The organism is Pseudoalteromonas sp. S327 (assembly GCF_005886415.1).
GTDB lineage: Bacteria > Pseudomonadota > Gammaproteobacteria > Enterobacterales > Alteromonadaceae > Pseudoalteromonas > Pseudoalteromonas atlantica.
Genome location: NZ_PNDP01000007.1, coordinates 31,589 through 50,459 on the forward strand (window position 1 = coordinate 31,589; position 18,871 = coordinate 50,459).

At 41.8% G+C, this 18,871-nt stretch carries 16 protein-coding genes; 7 read left to right on the forward strand and 9 right to left on the reverse strand.

Annotated features, from left to right (window positions below):
• Positions 1-10: 10 nt before the first annotated feature.
• Together rplC and rpsJ are read right to left on the reverse strand one after the other, a co-directional pair.
• Positions 11-646, reverse strand: a complete 636-nt coding sequence (rplC, locus tag CWB60_RS03425) for a 50S ribosomal protein L3 (RefSeq protein WP_004588685.1) — start codon at positions 644-646, stop codon at positions 11-13.
• A 27-nt stretch (positions 647-673) separates the two neighbouring features.
• The gene (gene rpsJ, locus CWB60_RS03430) at positions 674-985 is read right to left on the reverse strand and encodes a 30S ribosomal protein S10 (protein WP_002957900.1); all 312 of its coding nucleotides are present in this window, start codon (positions 983-985) and stop codon (positions 674-676) included.
• A 413-nt stretch (positions 986-1,398) separates the two neighbouring features.
• Here rpsJ and plsB point away from each other — a divergent pair, with 413 nt between their 5' ends.
• Positions 1,399-3,837 carry a glycerol-3-phosphate 1-O-acyltransferase PlsB gene (gene plsB, locus CWB60_RS03435; protein WP_138578073.1) on the forward strand — a complete coding sequence of 813 codons (2,439 nt, stop codon included), beginning with the start codon at positions 1,399-1,401 and terminating at the stop codon, positions 3,835-3,837.
• Between the two features lie 179 nt (positions 3,838-4,016).
• On the opposite strand, the gene tesB is transcribed toward plsB, so the two are convergent.
• Complete coding sequence (gene tesB, locus CWB60_RS03440; protein WP_004588683.1) at positions 4,017-4,874, reverse strand: acyl-CoA thioesterase II; 858 nt, start codon at positions 4,872-4,874, stop codon at positions 4,017-4,019.
• Between the two features lie 79 nt (positions 4,875-4,953).
• On the opposite strand from tesB, the gene CWB60_RS03445 reads away from it, so the two are divergent.
• Both CWB60_RS03445 and CWB60_RS03450 read left to right on the forward strand, forming a co-directional pair.
• A complete protein-coding gene (locus tag CWB60_RS03445; protein ID WP_138578075.1) occupies positions 4,954-5,412 on the forward strand; it encodes an EVE domain-containing protein in 459 nt (152 codons plus the stop codon).
• A 122-nt stretch (positions 5,413-5,534) separates the two neighbouring features.
• Positions 5,535-6,566 carry a hypothetical protein gene (locus tag CWB60_RS03450; protein ID WP_055255153.1) on the forward strand — a complete coding sequence of 344 codons (1,032 nt, stop codon included), beginning with the start codon at positions 5,535-5,537 and terminating at the stop codon, positions 6,564-6,566.
• A gap of 2 nt (positions 6,567-6,568) precedes the next feature.
• Here the strand turns inward: CWB60_RS03450 and CWB60_RS03455 are convergent, their stop codons facing one another.
• Complete coding sequence (locus CWB60_RS03455) at positions 6,569-6,775, reverse strand: PLDc N-terminal domain-containing protein (protein ID WP_004588680.1); 207 nt, start codon at positions 6,773-6,775, stop codon at positions 6,569-6,571.
• Positions 6,776-6,794: 19 nt separating this feature from the next.
• Positions 6,795-7,862 (reverse strand): potassium channel family protein, encoded by a 1,068-nt coding sequence (locus tag CWB60_RS03460; RefSeq protein ID WP_138578077.1) that lies wholly within the window; start codon positions 7,860-7,862, stop codon positions 6,795-6,797.
• Positions 7,863-8,087: 225 nt separating this feature from the next.
• Here CWB60_RS03460 and CWB60_RS03465 point away from each other — a divergent pair, with 225 nt between their 5' ends.
• Entirely contained in the window at positions 8,088-9,398 is a 1,311-nt protein-coding gene (locus CWB60_RS03465; protein WP_138578079.1) for a short-chain fatty acid transporter, read from the forward strand.
• Positions 9,399-9,442: 44 nt separating this feature from the next.
• Here CWB60_RS03465 and CWB60_RS03470 read toward each other — a convergent pair whose 3' ends face one another.
• Entirely contained in the window at positions 9,443-10,459 is a 1,017-nt protein-coding gene (locus tag CWB60_RS03470) for a metalloprotease (RefSeq protein WP_126005502.1), read from the reverse strand.
• Between the two features lie 182 nt (positions 10,460-10,641).
• Here CWB60_RS03470 and CWB60_RS03475 point away from each other — a divergent pair, with 182 nt between their 5' ends.
• Complete coding sequence (locus tag CWB60_RS03475) at positions 10,642-11,859, forward strand: EAL domain-containing response regulator (RefSeq protein ID WP_004588676.1); 1,218 nt, start codon at positions 10,642-10,644, stop codon at positions 11,857-11,859.
• Positions 11,860-11,877: 18 nt separating this feature from the next.
• On the opposite strand, the gene CWB60_RS03480 is transcribed toward CWB60_RS03475, so the two are convergent.
• Positions 11,878-12,954: a CNNM domain-containing protein gene (locus CWB60_RS03480; protein WP_138578081.1), complete on the reverse strand. Its 1,077-nt coding sequence runs from the start codon at positions 12,952-12,954 to the stop codon at positions 11,878-11,880.
• An 84-nt stretch (positions 12,955-13,038) separates the two neighbouring features.
• Here CWB60_RS03480 and CWB60_RS03485 point away from each other — a divergent pair, with 84 nt between their 5' ends.
• Together CWB60_RS03485 and CWB60_RS03490 are read left to right on the forward strand one after the other, a co-directional pair.
• Complete coding sequence (locus CWB60_RS03485) at positions 13,039-15,534, forward strand: alpha/beta hydrolase family protein (RefSeq protein WP_138578083.1); 2,496 nt, start codon at positions 13,039-13,041, stop codon at positions 15,532-15,534.
• A 179-nt stretch (positions 15,535-15,713) separates the two neighbouring features.
• Positions 15,714-16,418 (forward strand): response regulator transcription factor, encoded by a 705-nt coding sequence (locus CWB60_RS03490; RefSeq protein ID WP_004588673.1) that lies wholly within the window; start codon positions 15,714-15,716, stop codon positions 16,416-16,418.
• A gap of 105 nt (positions 16,419-16,523) precedes the next feature.
• On the opposite strand, the gene CWB60_RS03495 is transcribed toward CWB60_RS03490, so the two are convergent.
• Positions 16,524-18,032, reverse strand: coding sequence for a YifB family Mg chelatase-like AAA ATPase (locus CWB60_RS03495; protein WP_138578085.1), 1,509 nt, complete (start codon positions 18,030-18,032; stop codon positions 16,524-16,526).
• Between the two features lie 33 nt (positions 18,033-18,065).
• A complete protein-coding gene (locus CWB60_RS03500; RefSeq protein WP_024031973.1) occupies positions 18,066-18,680 on the reverse strand; it encodes a trimeric intracellular cation channel family protein in 615 nt (204 codons plus the stop codon).
• Positions 18,681-18,871 lie beyond the last annotated feature (191 nt).

Consider the following 18,871-nt stretch of genomic DNA (forward strand, 5'->3'; position numbering starts at 1 on the left):
TCTCCAGGACTTATGCTTTAACAGCTGGTTTAACGATAACGTCACCGCCGATAGCGCCAGGTACTGCACCTTTAACTAAAAGCAAGTTACGCTCAGCGTCAACGCGAACTAGTTCTAAGTTTTGAGTCGTTACACGCTCAGCACCCATATGACCGGCCATTTTCTTACCTTTAAACACCTTACCAGGTGATTGGTTTTGACCGATTGAACCAGGAGCACGGTGAGATAGAGAGTTACCGTGAGTAGCGTCTTGCATGCTGAAATTCCAGCGCTTAACACCACCTTGGAAACCTTTACCTTTAGAAGTACCGGTTACGTCAACTTTGTTGATTTCGTTGAATAATTCAACAGTAAGCTCAGCGCCTACTTCAAAATCGCCTTCACCACCATTTAGGCGGAATTCCCACAGACCGCGACCCGCTTCAACACCAGCTTTAGCGAAATGACCCGCTGCTGCTTTGTTTACACGGCTTGCTTTTTTAGTGCCTGCGGTTACTTGAAGCGCGTTATAACCGTCTGTTGCGTCAGATTTGATCTGAGCAATGCGGTTAGGAGTCGCTTCGATAACTGTCACAGGGATAGATACACCATCTTCAGTGAAGATACGTGTCATACCCACTTTACGACCGACTAGACCTAATGCCATTTTCCTATAACCTCTCTAATCTTTCGATTAACCCAGGCTGATTTGAACATCAACACCAGCAGCAAGATCTAAACGCATTAATGCGTCAACAGTCTTGTCAGTTGGTTCTACGATGTCGATCAGACGTTTATGGGTGCGGATCTCGTACTGATCACGCGCATCTTTGTTTACGTGCGGTGAAGTTAGTACAGTAAAACGTTCAAAGCGTGTAGGTAGTGGGATTGGACCACGTACTTGTGCGCCTGTGCGTTTCGCAGTTTCCACGATTTCCGCCGTTGATTGGTCAATCAAACGGTGGTCAAAAGCTTTTAGGCGAATACGAATGCGTTGATTTGACATTCTTAAACCTCAATATAAAGAGCATTTAAAGAGCATAAAAAAACGACCGAAACAATCTTAATAATTAAGATGCCGGTTGTTGATTTATATCTACGATGAGTTCCAAATCGGAACTCCTGTTTATTAGCTTGAAATCCAAGCTTAATTTATCCCTTCAAGTTCCAGAGGAATCTTGAAAGCCTGCGTATTATAGTGATATTGGTGATAAATGCAACAACTAATTGCAAATTAATTACGGGTGTAAGGCTGCCCAAATAACCGCCACTGGTTATTTATAGCTATAATTGAACTGCTCAGCGCCAAATTAGTCTTATGTTTATAATTTAACCGATTACGCAAATTACAGGATTTTATAGATATTATGGTATCCTATGCGCTAATTTTGCTTTTAATACTCTCAATATGGTGAGTCGATGCGTTTATTAAATTATTGTTTGAATTTTCTTACTAGCTGCGTAAGCCGTGTTTTGGTAAAAAGTAAGGTCCTTCCCCAAAGCCCTATAGAGCAATATGACCTTAATCCTGAACACCCTACTTTTTATATAGTACGTTTAAATTCGCGTTTCGATTTAGCCGCGCTTACTAATGTATGTAAAAAGCATGGTTTGCCTAACCCATGCGAATATCAAACATTAGAAAACCAAGAGCTAGCCCGCTTTATTGGTATTAAAAATCCGCCGCCTTTATTTGGCGATACCGCTAAACCGACCGCCGCTTTATCACAGGGTAAGCAAATAGTTGAGCATTTATTAAATAGCGGGCAAAAGAATGTACAAGTGGTGCCGGTAACTATTTTATGGGGGCGCGACCCAGGTAAAGAAAAGCCAGGTATTCGTACCTTAATTACCCACTCTCTTACGCCTAGTTGGTTTAGAAAATTCTTTGTTGTGCTGTTTTCTGGGCGCGATAACTTTATTCGCTTTAGCCAGCCACTCGATTTATCACTTATCGTGAACGAAAAAGCCGACGTAAATGAGCTACCACAAAAACTATTGCGTGTTGCTCGGGTGCACTTTAAACGCCAAAAACTGGCCGCTACGGGCCCTAAAATGCCCTCTCGCGAGCAATTATTTAACTCGCTTTTGGCTTCGCCGACAATAAAAAAAGCGATTCAAGATGAAGCCAAGTCAAAAGGAATAAGCCAAACAGAAGCCCGTCAAAACGCGTTAAAACTACTAGATGAAATTGCTGCTAATTACTCTGAGGCAATGATACGTGTAGGCGACAGAATTTTAACATGGCTGTGGACTAAGCTTTATAACGGTATAGATATAAAATACACCGAGCAAATTCATGAGCTAACAAATAAGGGTCACGAGATAATCTATATGCCGTGTCATCGCAGCCACATGGATTACTTGTTACTTACCTATGCTATATACCATCAAGGTTTGGTGCCGCCGCATATTGCCGCGGGCATTAATCTAAACTTTTTCCCTGCAGGTGGTATTTTTCGCCGCTCAGGGGCGTTTTTTATCCGCCGCTCGTTTGCCGGTAATAAACTTTACTCAGCCGTATTTAAAGAGTATTTAAGCCAGCTATTTATTAAAGGTTACTCAGTTAAGTTTTACACTGAAGGCGGGCGCAGCCGCACTGGCCGATTACTACCGCCAAAAACCGGTATGCTCGCCATGACATTGCAAGCAATGCTACGTGGCATAGACCGCCCGGTTTCTATTGTGCCGGTATACATTGGCTATGAGCATGTAATGGAAATCAATACCTACTTAAAAGAGCTTGCCGGTAAAGATAAAAAAGGCGAGTCCATTTTTGGTATTTTTAAAGCCATTAAAAACCTTAAAAATTATGGCCGTGGTTACTTAAACTTTGGCGACCCTATTTCTATAAACCAATACTTAAACGACAACCAACCTGATTGGCGCGATGCAATACACCCTACCGATGTGCAAAAGCCGCAATGGCTAGGCCCTCAAGTAGCCGCATTGGCCGACCAAGTAATGGTAAAAATTAATAATGCCGCAGCACTTAACGCTGTGAATTTACTGGCTATGATTTTGCTAGTTAACGACAAACACGCGTTAAGTAAGCCTAAGCTATTAGCGCAACTAGATTTTTACTTACGCCTACAACGCGATGCAAGCTATAGCGATAAAGTCACCGCCCCCGATGAAACACCAGAGCAGCTATTAACGCACGCCATTAAGCTTAATAAGTTTGATGTTATTAGCGATGAATTTGGCGAAATTATTGCAATTAACGATAAAGAAAAAACCCTGTTTAACTATTATCGTAATAATATTTTGCACTTATTTGCTGTGCCAAGCCTTATTGCTTTGCACTTATTTAAGCAACACAGTAGTACGGTTGAGCAATGCCAAAAGCTTGTTTCGGCTTTTTACCCTCTGTTTGTAAAAGAATGGTATTTACAACCGCTAGATGAAAACTACATAAGCCGTATTTTGGCTAACTTTAGCGATCAAAACTTAATTGAGCTTGATGGCGATACCATTCATGTTACTAACACGAATGATTCGTTAGCCAAGCTTGAAATGCTAGGAAGGTCGCTTAGCTTTACGTTACAACGTTATGCTATTGTTGTGGGCTTTATTCAAACCAGTAACGGAATTGAAAAAGCCGAACTAGAGCGTGAAAGCCAAGTACTGGCAAACCGTTTAGGCACCTTACACGGCATTAAAACCCCGGAGTTTTTTGATAAAAAAGTACTGGTAAGCTTTATTGATAATTTACGCGGTGAGCTGCTAATTACTGAAGGTGAAAATGGTATTCACGGTAGTACACAACTGTGTGAAATATACATGTACTTAAAAACCTTATTACCTGCGCGTATATGGCAATCGGTTAGCGACATAGTGCAAGATCAATGTAATTAGCGAGTTGCTGTAATTTAAGCTTTAACTAAACACCATTAAAAAAGCCTCAACATTTAACATGTTGAGGCTTTTTTGTACGTTTAGTTATTAAACAGCAACGCTACATAAAGACGCTTACCTCTTGGTAAAACCTTTAGCGAAGCACTGCTAATTTGCGCTTAACAGCCAGTCTAATCAAATTAACGCTGGCGCATCACCCCTTCTTGAATCGTTGATGCGACTAAATTACCTTGGCGGTCAAAAAACTGGCCTCTTACCAAGCCTCGCCCAGAACTAGCACTTGGGCTGTCTATGGTATATAAAATCCAATCGTCCATTCTAAATGGGCGGTGGAACCACATAGCATGGTCAATAGTTGCCACTTGCATATTTGGCTGCATAAACGATACGCCATGGGGCTGTAATGCCGTAGGTAAAAACTCAAAGTCAGAGGCATACGCTAATAAGTAATTATGAATGCGTTGATCGTCGGGCATATCGCCATTGGCTTTAATCCAAATGTGCTTTACGGGCTCAATAACCTCTGGCTTAAACGGGTTATGAAAAGTAACCGGGCGCATTTCAATGGGCATTTCGCGTATAAACTTATTACGGATCACCTCGGGTATGTGGTGGGCGTTTTCTTGATAAAACTCAAGCGACGAGCGAAGCTCCTCTGGTGGCGGTACATTAGGCATGGTTGCTTGATGCGATAAGCCTTCTTCTTCACCCTGAAACGATGCAGTCATATAAAAAATAGGTTTACCGTATTGAATAGCGCTTACTCGGCGGGTGCTAAAGCTTTTACCATCGCGGATGGTTTCTACGTCGTAAACAATCGGTTTTGCGGCGTCGCCGGGGCGTAAAAAGTAAGAGTGTAATGAATGAACAACACGTCCTTTTGGTAGCGTTTCTTTTGCAGCAGACAACGCCTGCCCCATTACTTGACCACCAAATACCGCTCTAAACCCTAGATCTTGGCTTTGCCCACGATATAAACCTTGTTCAATTTCTTCAAGTGACAATAACGATAATAAATCATCTAATACTTGGCTCATTTGCTGTTCTCTCAATCCCCAGATAAGCTAATGATACTATACAATGCAGCTATGTAAATCTAACTAAATGAGTAACGCTATGAATTATTGGCTATTTAAAACTGAGCCCGATGCTTTTTCGATTGATGATTTAAAAACAGCGCCGCAACAAACCACCCTGTGGGAAGGCGTGCGTAATTATCAGGCACGTAACTTTATGCGTGACGATATAAAATTGGGTGACTTAGTATTTATTTACCACTCTAGCTGCAAACAAGTAGGCGTTGTGGGTATAGCCACTGTTACTAAAGAAGCCTACCCCGACCCAACTCAGTTTGATTTAAATAGTGACTATTACGATGCGAAAGCCACGCCCGACAAGCCACGCTGGTTTGTAGTTGAAGTAACCTATAAAAGCCATTTAAACAAACGCGTAAGCTTAAAAGACATTAAAGCAAACGAGGCGATTAACGAATTAGCCCTTAAAAAAGCAGGTCGCCTTTCGGTAATGCCTGTCACACAAAACGACTGGGAGCAAATAATAGCCATGAGCAATTAAGCTCATTAAGCAAATATCAAGCTGTAATAGTAGCTAATCATTAACGGGCTAAAGCTTGGCTATGTTTGACCTCATTTGGCCGTGTTTGATACGATCCCCCGCGAGTTATAATTGGGGGATTAATGAAACTACTGTATTGGTTAGATGAATGGTTAACGCTTTGCCGTGATGAACAACAAACTAAGCTGCCTATGTGTGGCGGCGACCTACTCGGCGATGTGTATGTAAAATACGAATTTGTTGATTTAAATAAGCCCCTGCTTTTTACTTTTTCCCCCGCGGGCACCAACGTTCAAGAACACGACCTAACCGATGATTTTGCCCCTTGGGGCTATCACTTAGCGCAAAAACAAAATGTAAATGTTATTTCGTTCCAACATTTAGGCAAAAGCAATTGGTTTAGAAGCCGTAATTTAATCTTCTTTTTGGAGCAGTTATCAAGCTTACTTACACCGTTTAAGTGCCGCTTAGGCTATGGCCTTAGTCGCGGTGGTTTTGCTGTTGGCGCGTTTGCAAAATTACTTAAATTAGATCAGGTTTTATTTTTTCATCCTGTTAGCACCAAAAACACCGAAACAGTTCCGTGGGACACCCGCTCCAGCACAGAGCTTGCGCAGCAATTTGATTGGCAAAGTGAGTATAACGACCTCGATTTAGGCCATGCTAAGGGGTATATAATTTATGACCCCACCAATAAAATAGACCGCCTACATGCTAAGCGGTACCCACAACTGACTCATTTAAGAGTGTTTGGCATGGGCCACGGTACCCACGCAAGTTACCTCACCAAATTTGGCTTTTACAAACAAGTGGCTGTTGATTTTATACGCCACCAGCAGATTGATATAGCGCAGTTTCGTTTGCAAACCAAAACCTTGCGCTTAAAAGAAGAGTATTATCAAAGCCTAAATAAGGCAAATGCGAGTTCGCCTCATCGCTTGGCATTATTAAGTACAGCACATCAAATTTTAGCAGATGAAAAAGAAGTGCATGTGCAAGAACATCAGGCCAAAATAGATATTCAGCCGTTAATAGATGTCGCACTTAAACATCAAGATGAACACCCAAATGATGCTATTCAATTATTAGAAGTTGCCCAACAAATAGTGCCAGATGACCCGCTGGTTGAGCACAAACTCAAGCAGCTAGAATAGACCTACGACGGTTTATTCTTCTTTCTTTTTTTGTGACCATGCTTGGGCACAATCGTAAAATACATAAAAAGCCCCAGCCACGAAAAAATAATTACGCCTAATAACCAGCCGTTTTTTTCGTGGCCTTGGGTGCGCTTACTATTAACCACTATCACCACGGGTAATATATAAGCGCTTAAAATAATTATTAAAAATACTACTTCATTCATTATTTAACCTAAGCCTTGGTTATTTGGCCAAGCTTTGCCAATCTACTTCATTTGTTAGCACACGCTCAAGGGCAATGTAGTGCAGGATATCGCCCGCATTTACCTTGTAATCGAGTGGCGGATTTAAATCCATATTTTGTGCACTTAAGTTATGCGCCACCCCTAACAAAATAGCATTATAGTCATGCTTAAAATGATGAAATAAAGTGCCAAACTCCATCTCTTCGCATTCACTTGGAATAGCTAGGCTAAACTGCGTGTCGCCGTGCAATGTAGATAATAGCTCTTCTTGTACTCGACTCGAGCCTGGATCTTGCATTGAGCGTACTAAAATCTCAGCCGACTTAGCGCTACTACACTCTACATTTTGGCAGTGCTCAAGCAACATATCGACCTTGGTTTCATCTAAAAAATGCGCGCTAATGTGGCACTCATCTTTAACTAAACGGCTAATACGCAGTGCAGTTGTAAATGTTTGGTCATCATCTTGCCCATCAATAATAACTTTGTCGGCACGGTTAATAGCTACGCGCTCAAGCTCTTCTAAATCGGTAAAACTTGTTAGGCGGGCAAAGTCGACATTTTCGTTAGTTAAAAATGGGTGATCCATTTGCTCAGTCACCGCCAACAAAATACGGCGGTCGGTACGTTTGGTATCGGCCAGGATATAATCAATCATTTTTTTTGTTCGGGTATCGTGCCAACCAAAAATAATAATGTGGTTGTTACTGTGAGCAAAGTTTTTATCACCAGTCATAGCGCGCCTAATTAAGTAAGTCACTGTTTGCCCTGTTTTTCCTAACAGAACGCCAAATAAAGCTAATCCAAACGGAATTTGTATTAAAGCCACAACCCAACGCCCCAGCTCGCTGGTTGGGCTAAAATCGCCGTAACCCACTGTTGAGGTAGTTACTGTGTAGTAGTAAAAAAAGGTCGTAAACGAGGTAAGCGCTTGCTCATTTGCAACAAACAGCAGCCCCCAAGTCACTAACATATGAGCAAGTATTGCAAGCACCACGGCTTGCCAGCTCAGCTGATCGATATGAGCACGAACAAGTAGCGCTAGCCTCTTAAATATTACCGGCATGATACAAAATCTTTGTTAGTAAATTATCTATAAACAGTACGTTACTGTAAGCCATGCTTTTAAGCAACGTTTAAGCCTTTAAGTAAGGCCAGTTACCCTTTTAGGATTAAATTTTGTTCAACCTATAAGATACTCAGGCCCTAAAATATAAGACTAAATGCGGGTTTGCTAATGTGCTAAGAGCATGATTAATTATAATAAGACTAAAAAACACACAGACACATTATGCTTAATAAAATTGCCACACCGTTTACCAAATTAGTAGAGCGCTACTTACCCGATCCCTTTATATTTGTAATATTGCTAAGTATTATTACCTTACTAGGCGCTAGCCTATTTACCCCCTCAACCAGTATTGAAGTTATTAACGCATGGGGGAGTGGTTTTTGGAACCTGCTTAGCTTTGCCATGCAAATGCTGTTGGTGCTGATTACAGGTTACATGCTGGCAAGCACGCCCATTATCAATTCGTTATTAAACAAACTGGCGGCACTTGCTAATTCAGCGCCAAAAGCGATTATTTTAGTCACGCTTATTTCGCTATTAGCCAGCTGGCTTAATTGGGGGTTTGGCTTAGTTATTGGGGCTTTATTTGCCAAAGCAATTGCAAGGCAAACACAGGTCGATTACCGCCTATTAGTTGCCAGTGCTTATTCTGGCTTTGTGGTGTGGCATGGCGGCTTAGCAGGCTCAATTCCGCTTACGATTGCTACCGAAGGGCACTTTTCACAAAATAGCATTGGCATAATTAGTACCGAGCAAACCCTATTTGCTGGTTTTAACATAGCAATATTAATTGGCTTATTTATTATAATGCCGTTGGTTAACCGCTACATGCTACCCAGTGATAAAAACAGCGTGTATGTAGACCCAGCACTTATAAAAGAGCCCCCGCCCGCACATGAAAAAATTACTCGCCCTGCTCAGCATTTAGAACACACAAAGCTGCTTGGCATTTCGATTGGTTTACTTGGCCTTTGCTATTTAGGGTATTACTTTATAGTTGCAGGCGGTAGCCTAAACCTAAACAGCATTATTGCTGTGTTCTTATTTTTAGCCATTACCTTGCACCAAACACCGCATAACTTGCTTAACAGCTTGCAACAAGCAATTCCCAGCGGCGCAGGTATTGTCATTCAATTTCCGTTTTACGCAGGTATTATGGCTGTGATGGTCGACAGCGGTTTAGCGCAGCAAATATCGCGTGGTTTTATAGCTGTTGCTGATGCCGATAGCTTGCCATTTTTTAGCTTTATAAGTGCAGGACTCGTTAATATGTTTGTACCTTCTGGCGGCGGCCAATGGGCAGTACAAGCACCTATAGTTATACCCGCAGCACAAGAGCTGGGCGCCGATATATCACGCGTTGCTATGGCTGTTGCGTGGGGCGATGCGTGGACCAATTTAATTCAACCCTTTTGGGCTTTACCGGTATTAGCCATTGCAGGGTTAAAAGCGAAAGACATTATGGGGTTTTGTGTTGTGCAGTTATTTGTAACGGGGGTATTTATATCGCTAGTGCTTAGCTTTTACTAACCCTTAATAACGCGCAGTATTTAGGTATACTGCGCGTATAGCGATTAGCTTGATAAAATCGTCATCGGCAGGCTCAATATTGGGTTTTCTGAATCTGCAAAGTGCATCATTACTGCCACATGGCCTGCAACTACAATGGCGTACATAGCGGCTGAAAAACCTTGGCCGTATTTATCAAGCGGCAATAAATGCGAGTAATGTCGGCCGCGCCATTCAAATACGATTTCCAGTGCGCCCACAAACAAAAAGAATACCAGTAACATTAAACCAAATGTATAACTAAGCCATAAGCCAAATAACACGCCCAATAAGCACACACTTAAACCGACCCAAGATCGCATTGAAAAACTGATACTTTTTAACACATGTCCGCCATCAAGCGGTAAAATAGGCAAAAGGTTAAACAAATTCAATAAGGCACTGAGTACTGCAACGCCGGCAAATATGTCCATTTCGGTGGCGTAATATAAAACCACACCCAGCACAGAGGTAAACAAACCAAACGCTGGCCCCATGAGGGATATAACTACATCTTGCCAGCGCGTTGTTATTTTATCGTCACTTACAGCCAATCCACCTACAAAGGGGATAAGGTAAATACCCTTGGTCTTTATGCCAAAGTATTTCATGGCTCTAACGTGTCCGTATTCATGTACCACTAAACACGCTATAAGCATTAGTGCAAATTCAATGCTAAATAGCCAAGCATAGCCAGCAACCGATGCACCTGCCAGCGCCACCTTAATTACTTTTGCACTTTTAAATAACTTAAAGCCCAGTGCCGCTAGCCCTAAAAAGCCTTTTTTGGGCTGGCTATTTACCGGCGCAGGCAAAGCTAGTTCAGTAGCAAACACACCATCAACAAATAACGATAAAGACTGCTCATGAACATGTGAGCTATCAATCCCTATTTGCTTATTATCTAAAGTAAATTCGGCGTAATGCTCTTTGGGTGTTGTAAAGCTTATGGCCTGTTGATTATGAAATATTTGTACTATTTTATGCCCAGATACCATTAGCGTTAATGGTTGCTCTGCAAGCATGAGATCGATTTTTATCATGACTAAAACCAGTTAAAACAATGGCGCTAGTATACCGATGAATTTAAAAAACACGAATTGCCTTAAACCATAAGCGCAAAAGCACTTAGAAGATAAAAAATAATATAAAACTAAGCTGACAAAAGGCTGATCAGGCGCTATTTTTACAGTACTAATATATTAAGCAGTTACAAGGATAGAGCATGTCGATTTCGGTACCCAATATTTTAGTTGTGGATGACTCAAAGGCGATTTTAATTGTTATGGAGGCCATTTTAAATGAGCTAGGAGTCTCGAATAAAGTTACAAAATGCCTGAGTGCTCAGCAAGCGCTAACTCACGTAACCGACGATATAAACTTTTACGATATTGTATTTACAGACTTAAACATGCCTGAAATGGATGGTATGGAGTTTATAAGAAAACTAGGCGAGCTTAATTTTACAGGCGCAGTAGTTATAATTTCGGAGATGGATCATAAGGTTATTAACCTAGCTGCCAATTTAGCGCGCCATAGCAATATACATTTAGTTGCAAATTTAGCTAAACCCGTGCAACTTAGCCAAGTAAAAACCGTTTTACAAAAAGCAAAGCACTTAGCAGTACATAACGACCTTTCTCATGCCTCTATTTCAGAAAAAGCATTGCATGAGGCAATCAATTTAAACGAGATAATCCCTTACTATCAGCCAAAAATAAATTCTCAAACCAGTGAAATAGAAAGTATTGAGGTGCTAGCGCGCATCGTTAAAACGCACACTGGCGAAATCATCTCGCCCAATCGGTTTATTTCGTTATCGGAGCAGTCGGGGTTAATTAATCAAATTACTTTTAGCTTATTTGAGCAAGCCACCAGCGATTTAAAAGCTATACGAACAAACATTGCTGCGCACCTAAAACTGGCTTTTAACCTATCTCCCACACAATTAGATGATTTAAGCTGCCCCAACAAGCTGATGCTTATATTGCAGCTCAATGAGCTATCACCTAGTGATATAATTTTAGAGATTACCGAGCAACATGCGCTGTCTAGCCTTTCTCAACTAGAAACCTTAAACAGATTAAGAATGCATGGCTTTGGCATATCATTGGATGACTTTGGTGTTGGCTTTACCAACATGAACCAGATTAAGCGCCTGCCTTTTACTGAAATAAAAATTGACCGTACACTTATTAGTAATATTGAAACAGATCAGTTTTCGCAAGTGGTGGTCAGCTCACTGGTTGATATTGCCAGTCAAGAGCAACTAGCCCTTGTGGCCGAAGGCGTAGAGCGCGCCGAAGAATCGCTCTACTTAAAAAACTACCGCACTAATTTAGCCATGCAAGGATTTTTGTTTACCTGCCCTAAAGCCAAAGACGATTTTATAGAGTGGGCACTAAACTGGGTAAATACGACGGGGGGCACAATTAAACGCTAACCTTCGTCCCCATCGTAATTATTTATTATCTCGGGGCGTGTCGTCATCTTCACTAACTATGTGCTCGCTGCTTGCTAAACGCTGGCGCCAGCGCTGCTTGGCGACCATACGCATATTGGTCGATTGGTCGCGCTCATCAACAATTTCAAGCCCCATAAGGGCTTCTATCATATCCTCTAGGGTTACAATGCCTTGCACATCACCGTATTCATCAACAATTAAACATATGTGAGTACGCTGTTTAAGTAAGGTTTGTAGTAGCGATGACACATTATGCCCTTCGGGTACCGTATGAATAGGCTTAACTAATTTGCTAATTTTATAATCGGTACCTAAGCGGTGATAAGCCAACATAATGTCGTTTTTATGCACAAAGCCAATTATGTCATCGGCGTCTTTATCAAATACTAACACGCGCGAAAATGATGACGAGCCATGCTCGCTCATGTACTGATCGACCGTTAACCCTTTATGCACTTTATACAGCACAGTACGCGGCGTCATTAAGTCGGTTAATTTAGCATGCCTAAAATGTAAAAGGTTGCGGATTATTTCTGACTCACCGGCATGGATTGCCCCAGTTTCGGTGCCTATATCTGCCATGGCTTCTATTTCTTGGCGAATATAAAAAGCCTCATCGTGCTTGGCCCCCATTAAATTAGTAAGCTTTTGAGCAAGCCACACAAATGGTTTTAGCGATATCACTAAAAAGCGTAAAGAATAGGTCACGCTAGGGGTTAAGGCACGCCAATAATTGGCCCCTAAGGTTTTTGGAATAATCTCTGAAAGTACCAATACTAAGAGTGTCATTATGGCAGAGGCAATTCCTACTGCCGCATCTGAAAAAACCACAGCGGCTTGTGCACCCACACCTGCAGCACCGGCAGTATGGGCCACTGTGTTGAGCGTTAGTATTGCAGCAAGCGGTTGATCTACATTATTTTTTAGTTTTTCGAGCTGCTTTGCAAGTTCAGGCTGTTTTTTGCGTAATAGCGCCACATAGCTGGGCGAAATACTTAACAGTACAGCTTCCATTACAGAGCATAAAAAAGAAGTAACGATGGCAGCAACCATGTACACAATCAGTAAAGTCACTTTTTCTCCGATGAGTTGAACATATGGGCATGGTAACAATACATGCTATATTTGGCCAAATAACTATCAATAATAGGCACAAATATGAGAATTAGCTCACCTTGGACCACAAAAAATAAATTACTAAAACAAGCAGCTACCTTTTTTGCTCTTGGCAGCTTGAGCTTAACAGCAATAGCAGCCCCGCTTGATAAATCAAATATCGAGTTTATTGGCCCTTTAGGCGAAAACATGCAAGTTAAGCCATTTCAAACACCACACGGCCAAGTCATTATTAATAACTTATTAGAGCAGTTGCAACGTAATACGCAAAGTGTGTCTGTATTTGGTAAAAAGCATAGCTGGCAGCCGTTTAATAAAGTAAACGCACTTACTTTAGGTGGCCTACAAGCGCTTAAGTTCAATATTGAAACAACCCGCTATAGCCAAGGCACATTAACTATAAAAGGGATAGAGAACGCTCAGTTGTTTATTGATGCCAAGCTTCAAAAAGGCGATAACCACACATACTCTTTATCGTTAACTAATGGCTCTCATAGTGTGATTGTAGTGGCGCAACAAGTGGCTAACTGGAACAACGTTTCTCTCGATTTTGAACCCAAAGCCGACACTGACAACATTACAATTAACACCTCTACAACTAAGCGACTTTCAGCCGAGCAGCTTTTTGATGCCCCCACCATTAGTGGACTTTCTTTAGCGCCCGATGCTAAGCAATACGTTACCAGCACGCGCAGCTATTCAAATAAAACAGCTAACCAAGCAAACGTGGTAACTGAGCTTAAAAATAGCCAAAATCAAACCTTGTATCGTTTTGAAGGCCAGCAACCAAGCAATATGGTATGGAGCCCCAATAATCAATTTTTAGTTTATATGCTAGGGAGTGAGCTAAAACAGCTAAACCGTAAAAACCTCAGCATTAAAACATTGGCCAGAGAACTTGAAGGCGCAAGTAACTTTAATTTTTATGATAATAACAGCCTTATTTTTAGCTGGTCTAAAACCCCCGAAGACAACAACAGCTTAACTAAGCACTACAAAGGCCTTCAAGATAGATGGTCATACGCACGCAACGTAAGTCAGCTCTATATGTTAGACACCCACAGCGGTTTAACCAAAGCGCTTAGCCAAGGCCCTATTTCGCATAGCTTTGAAGATGCAAACACTAATCGTGGCAAAGTATTAATGAGCCGCCAAGTTATGGTTATGCAAGCCACCACCCACCCAGAAACTGAACTGGTGGAACTTGACTTACAATCGAATAAAATAACGTCTTTTGGTAAATTTAAAACCTTTAACCATGCAAAGTACGCCAACAAAGATGTGTACGTTGTTGCTGGCCCAGATTTTAAAAATGGCGCAGGCCGTGCCCTTCCAAAAGGGATGTTAGCTAATAATTACGACGGCCAATTGTACTTACTTAGCGATAACGGTAAGAATGTAAAAGCGCTTAGTAAGCAGTTTGACCCCGCTATAGGTGAATTACATGTACTTGATAATGGCGATGCGCTTATAAAAGTAACCGAGCAAGATACCCAACCTTTGTATTTATATGACTTAAGCAAACAGCGCTTTAAAAAACTTAATACGGGTTTAGATATCGTTGAGCAATTTAGCTACTCGCACGAGAGAAACCCGCAAGTGCTACTAAGCGGTACCACAGCATCCACCCCTCAGCAGCTTAAACGCTTAAATATAAGTAAAAATAAAACAGACCTAATCTGGGACTCTAAGCCGCTTGCCTACGCTAATACACAAATACCGACTCTGGAAGAGTTTAACTTTACAAACAAAGACGGCGTAGAAATTACAGGGCGTGTGTACTTACCTACTAACCTAGATAAAACTAAAAAACACCCTGCACTTGTCTATTACTACGGTGGCACCTCACCGGTTACCCGTGGTTTTACAGGGCGCTACCCATTTAACTTATGGGCAGCAAATGGCTATGTTGTTTATGTATTACAGCCAACAGGGGCAACTGGTTTTGGGCAAACATTTTCTGCTCAGCACGTTAACGCCTGGGGCGATTATACCGCTAGCGATATAATGCAAGGTACGCAGGCCTTTTTAAAAAAATACGATTTTGTTGATAGCAAAAAAGTGGGTAATTTAGGCGCCTCATACGGAGGCTTCATGACCATGCTACTTGCCACCAAAACAGACATGTTTAGTGCATCTATTGCGCATGCGGGTATATCAAACTTAACCTCGTATTGGGGCGAAGGTTGGTGGGGGTATTTATACTCAGGCGAAGCATCAAAAAATAGCTTTCCGTGGAATAACGCTTCACTTTATAGCGATCACAGCCCTGTATTTCATGCCGATAAAGTAACGACCCCTTTACTACTGTTACACGGCGATAGCGATACCAATGTACCTGTTGGCGAAAGCTTAACCATGTATACCGCCTTAAAGCTTTTAAATAAAGACGTAGAACTTATTGAATATAAAGGCGCCGACCATCAAATTTTTGCTCGTGATAAACGCTTTGATTGGTGGAACACCATGCTTGCTTATTTTGATAAACAACTAAAAGGCGAACCACAGTGGTGGGACGCAATGTATTCAGATAATTAACACAGCGCTCAGCACATTTTTAGCTAAATGTGCTGAGCTTACTCACATAAACAGTAACCTTAGGTAAGCCGCCTTTTATATCTGAAACATAAAGTTACCGAAAAGTTACACCGCCCCCTTCTCAGCATTTAACGATTGGTGCTACCATACAGAGCTATAAATATACAAAAATAAGTCCTATGGCAATTAACGTTTTATTGGTTGAAGACGACGAGCTACTCGTTAAGCGCATCCAAAATCACTTTACAGACACCGAATTTTCGATAGAAATAGACCCCACAGGTGCCGATGCCCTAAACATAGTTAGGCAACGCGTAAACCTGCGCAGTGCTATTTCTCTTGCCATTATTGATATTGTATTACCCAAGCGAGATGGGTTGCAGCTTGCCAAAGAGCTCAACACTTTGACCGATATTGGCGTGATTGTTTTATCTAGCCGCGACTCTCAAGCCGATCGTATTGCAGGGCTTGCACAAGGTGCTGATGACTATATTTGTAAGCCTGTTGATTTATTAGAACTTGAGCTGCGCATGCGCGCACTTTATAAACGTATTGCAATTAATCAAGACGATGATGAAAGCGAAGAGTTTATAGAATACGCCGACTTTAAGCTCCACCCCGATAACCGCACATTAATTACCTCATCAGGTATTGAATCGCGCTTAACCGAAGCCGAGCACAAAGTGCTAATTTGTTTAATTAGCAACGCAGGCAAAGCAACCTCGCGAGAAAAAATATCAGAAGAAATAGGCCAACCAGATTGGAGCCCAAATGACCGTACTGTGGATGTTTTAATTGGCCGTTTGCGTAAAAAACTATACGATGAAAAAGACCAAAAACGCATTGTAACCGTGCGCGGCAAAGGTTACATGCTCTCAATTTAGCGCATTAAAATTTTAAACACAGAAAAACGCAGCAAGCACCGAGCTTAGCACCTTAAAATAATTAAACATTATTGCGGTTCAGTATTATTTCCAGCAGCGTTTAGTTTATTTAGTTAACTGCGCTAGTAACCGCTCAAAAGCGCGATAATTTAGCGCCTCTTTTAGCTCTTCTAAACTAATATACTCTGCACCTTTTAAGTCACTAATAGTACGCGCCACTTTAATAACCCTATGGTACGAGCGCGGCGATAACGACAGCTTTTCGCTAGCGCGTGCTAAAAACTGCAACTCAGCCGGAGCTAAAGTGCAATGTATATTCATTTCTTTATTATTTAATCGTGCATTAACCTTACCTTGGCGCTTTAGCTGTGCACTGTAGGCCGCTTCTACTCGGGCTCTTACTTGGGCGCTGGTTTCTTCAGGCTCAGTACTTTGTAGCTCAACACTTGTTAGTCGCGGCAGCTCTATTTGTAAATCGATACGGTCTATAAACGGGCCTGATACGCGCGATAAATAGCGCATCACTTGGTCAGGTGTTGCTCGCTTATCATTATGACACCCGGTAGGGCTTGGGTTTAGTGCGGCTATAAGCTGAAACTGCGCCGGAAACTCCATTTGCCTTGCTGCCCGCGAAATAACCACCGAGCCGGTTTCCATGGGTTCACGCAGCGAATCAAGTACCTTACGTTCAAATTCCGGAAGCTCGTCCAAAAACAACACCCCGTTATGCGCAAGTGAAATTTCACCCGGTTTAGGGTTTGAAGAGCCACCAACTAAAGCGACTGCCGAGCAAGTGTGGTGTGGGTTTCGAAAAGGCCGTTGGCGCCAATTATTTAGATCAATTGATTGGCCAATAATAGAATACAGTGCAGCCGTTGATATTGCCTCATCGTCAGACATGGTTGGCATTATCGTCGCCATACGCTGCGCTAGCATAGATTTACCCGTACCAGGCGGACCTAAAAAAAGTAGGTTATGGCCTCCAGCGGCGGCTATTTCTAGCACTCGCTTAGCACCGGGTTGGCCTTTAACATCACTTAAATCAAGTAAAAAGTCAGGAGACTGGGCGCAATCTGGGTATTCAATATTTAAAGGTAGCGGCTGCTGATTTAATAAATCCCCCCATACTTCTTGTAATGAGTTAACCGCTTTACGCTTAACGCCGTTCACCAAACTTGCGAGGCTATCGTTGGTAAAAGGTAAAAAACAGCAACGGTTTTGCTCTTTTGCAGCAAGTACAGAGGGCAAAATGGCATTAACTCCCCGCACTTCACCATTAAGGGCAAGCTCACCGTAAAATTCATATTTATGTATATCTGGACACACTACCTGCCCCGAGGCCACTAAAATACCTACGGCAATGGCTAAGTCGAAGCGCCCGCCATCTTTAGGTAAATCGGCAGGAGCTAAATTTACGGTAATACGTTGATCAGGAAAACCAAATTGAGAGTTTTCTAGGGCGCTACGCACCCTGTCTTTTGATTCTTTAACTGAGGCCTCTGGCAGCCCAACAATATTAAATGCCGGTAAACCATTACCTAGGTGTACTTCTACAATAACCTCGGGGGCGTTTATACCCACTTGGGCACGAGAATAAATGCGAGCTAGCGACATTCCTTATCCTAATTAATGGTTTAATTAATTAGTTTAGTCAGAATATTTAAAAACGTGTACTGTGATTTGCCATTTAATAGCCGCAATACGAAGCAATAAGGTGGTTAGCATTGCCATTACCATGGCAAGTTCGGTCGCGAACGAAAAATGAATTCCCAGCGTATAAACTACACCGCCAGCAATACAGGTAATAGCGTATAACTCGCCTTTTAGCAGCATAGGAATTTCGCGAGCAAGCACATCACGGAGCATGCCCCCAAAGCAACCGGTAATTACACCCATAATAATCGCGGTCATATTTGGCATACCGGCTAGTAAGGCTTTTTGGGTGCCCATTACCGCAAAAAATGCTAAACCAAATGCATCGGCAATTTGTAATGTATAGTGCGGAATCGACTTTTGCTTGTTAATAAGCCGCGTAGTAATAAATACCGCGGCTAAAATAGCATAAAAAAAACTTTGATCGTGTAACCAAAATACCGGAACATCTAATATGAGATCGCGAACCGTACCGCCCCCAATCGCTGTTACCGCTGCTAATACTACAACACCAAAACCATCCATTTTCTTTTCGTGTGCGACCAAAGTGCCTGTAACAGCAAACACAGCAATGCCGATTAAATCAAACCAGTGATAAAGTTCAGTCATGTGGAACAACCCAAAATTATTTGTGCCGTTTTAACACAAACTATACAAAGTTTTAAGTAATAACGTATTTTTAGAGAAGTTTATAATATTTATAGATATTGCTTGGGGGTATAAATTTAAGAGTGCTTTATAGGGAAAAAAATATAAATTTTAGGCATAAAAAAACACGCCTTAAGCGTGTCGTTTCATTT

Bases quoted from the DNA above. Each gene is read 5' to 3' on its own strand.
- rplC (WP_004588685.1), bottom strand. From the start codon at position 646: ATGGCATTAGGTCTAGTCGGTCGTAAAGTGGGTATGACACGTATCTTC.
- rpsJ (WP_002957900.1), bottom strand. From the start codon at position 985: ATGTCAAATCAACGCATTCGTATTCGCCTAAAAGCTTTTGACCACCGT.
- plsB (WP_138578073.1), top strand. From the start codon at position 1,399: ATGCGTTTATTAAATTATTGTTTGAATTTTCTTACTAGCTGCGTAAGC.
- tesB (WP_004588683.1), bottom strand. From the start codon at position 4,874: ATGAGCCAAGTATTAGATGATTTATTATCGTTATTGTCACTTGAAGAA.
- CWB60_RS03445 (WP_138578075.1), top strand. From the start codon at position 4,954: ATGAATTATTGGCTATTTAAAACTGAGCCCGATGCTTTTTCGATTGAT.
- CWB60_RS03450 (WP_055255153.1), top strand. From the start codon at position 5,535: ATGAAACTACTGTATTGGTTAGATGAATGGTTAACGCTTTGCCGTGAT.
- CWB60_RS03455 (WP_004588680.1), bottom strand. From the start codon at position 6,775: ATGAATGAAGTAGTATTTTTAATAATTATTTTAAGCGCTTATATATTA.
- CWB60_RS03460 (WP_138578077.1), bottom strand. From the start codon at position 7,862: ATGCCGGTAATATTTAAGAGGCTAGCGCTACTTGTTCGTGCTCATATC.
- CWB60_RS03465 (WP_138578079.1), top strand. From the start codon at position 8,088: ATGCTTAATAAAATTGCCACACCGTTTACCAAATTAGTAGAGCGCTAC.
- CWB60_RS03470 (WP_126005502.1), bottom strand. From the start codon at position 10,459: ATGATAAAAATCGATCTCATGCTTGCAGAGCAACCATTAACGCTAATG.
- CWB60_RS03475 (WP_004588676.1), top strand. From the start codon at position 10,642: ATGTCGATTTCGGTACCCAATATTTTAGTTGTGGATGACTCAAAGGCG.
- CWB60_RS03485 (WP_138578083.1), top strand. From the start codon at position 13,039: ATGAGAATTAGCTCACCTTGGACCACAAAAAATAAATTACTAAAACAA.
- CWB60_RS03490 (WP_004588673.1), top strand. From the start codon at position 15,714: ATGGCAATTAACGTTTTATTGGTTGAAGACGACGAGCTACTCGTTAAG.
- CWB60_RS03495 (WP_138578085.1), bottom strand. From the start codon at position 18,032: ATGTCGCTAGCTCGCATTTATTCTCGTGCCCAAGTGGGTATAAACGCC.
- CWB60_RS03500 (WP_024031973.1), bottom strand. From the start codon at position 18,680: ATGACTGAACTTTATCACTGGTTTGATTTAATCGGCATTGCTGTGTTT.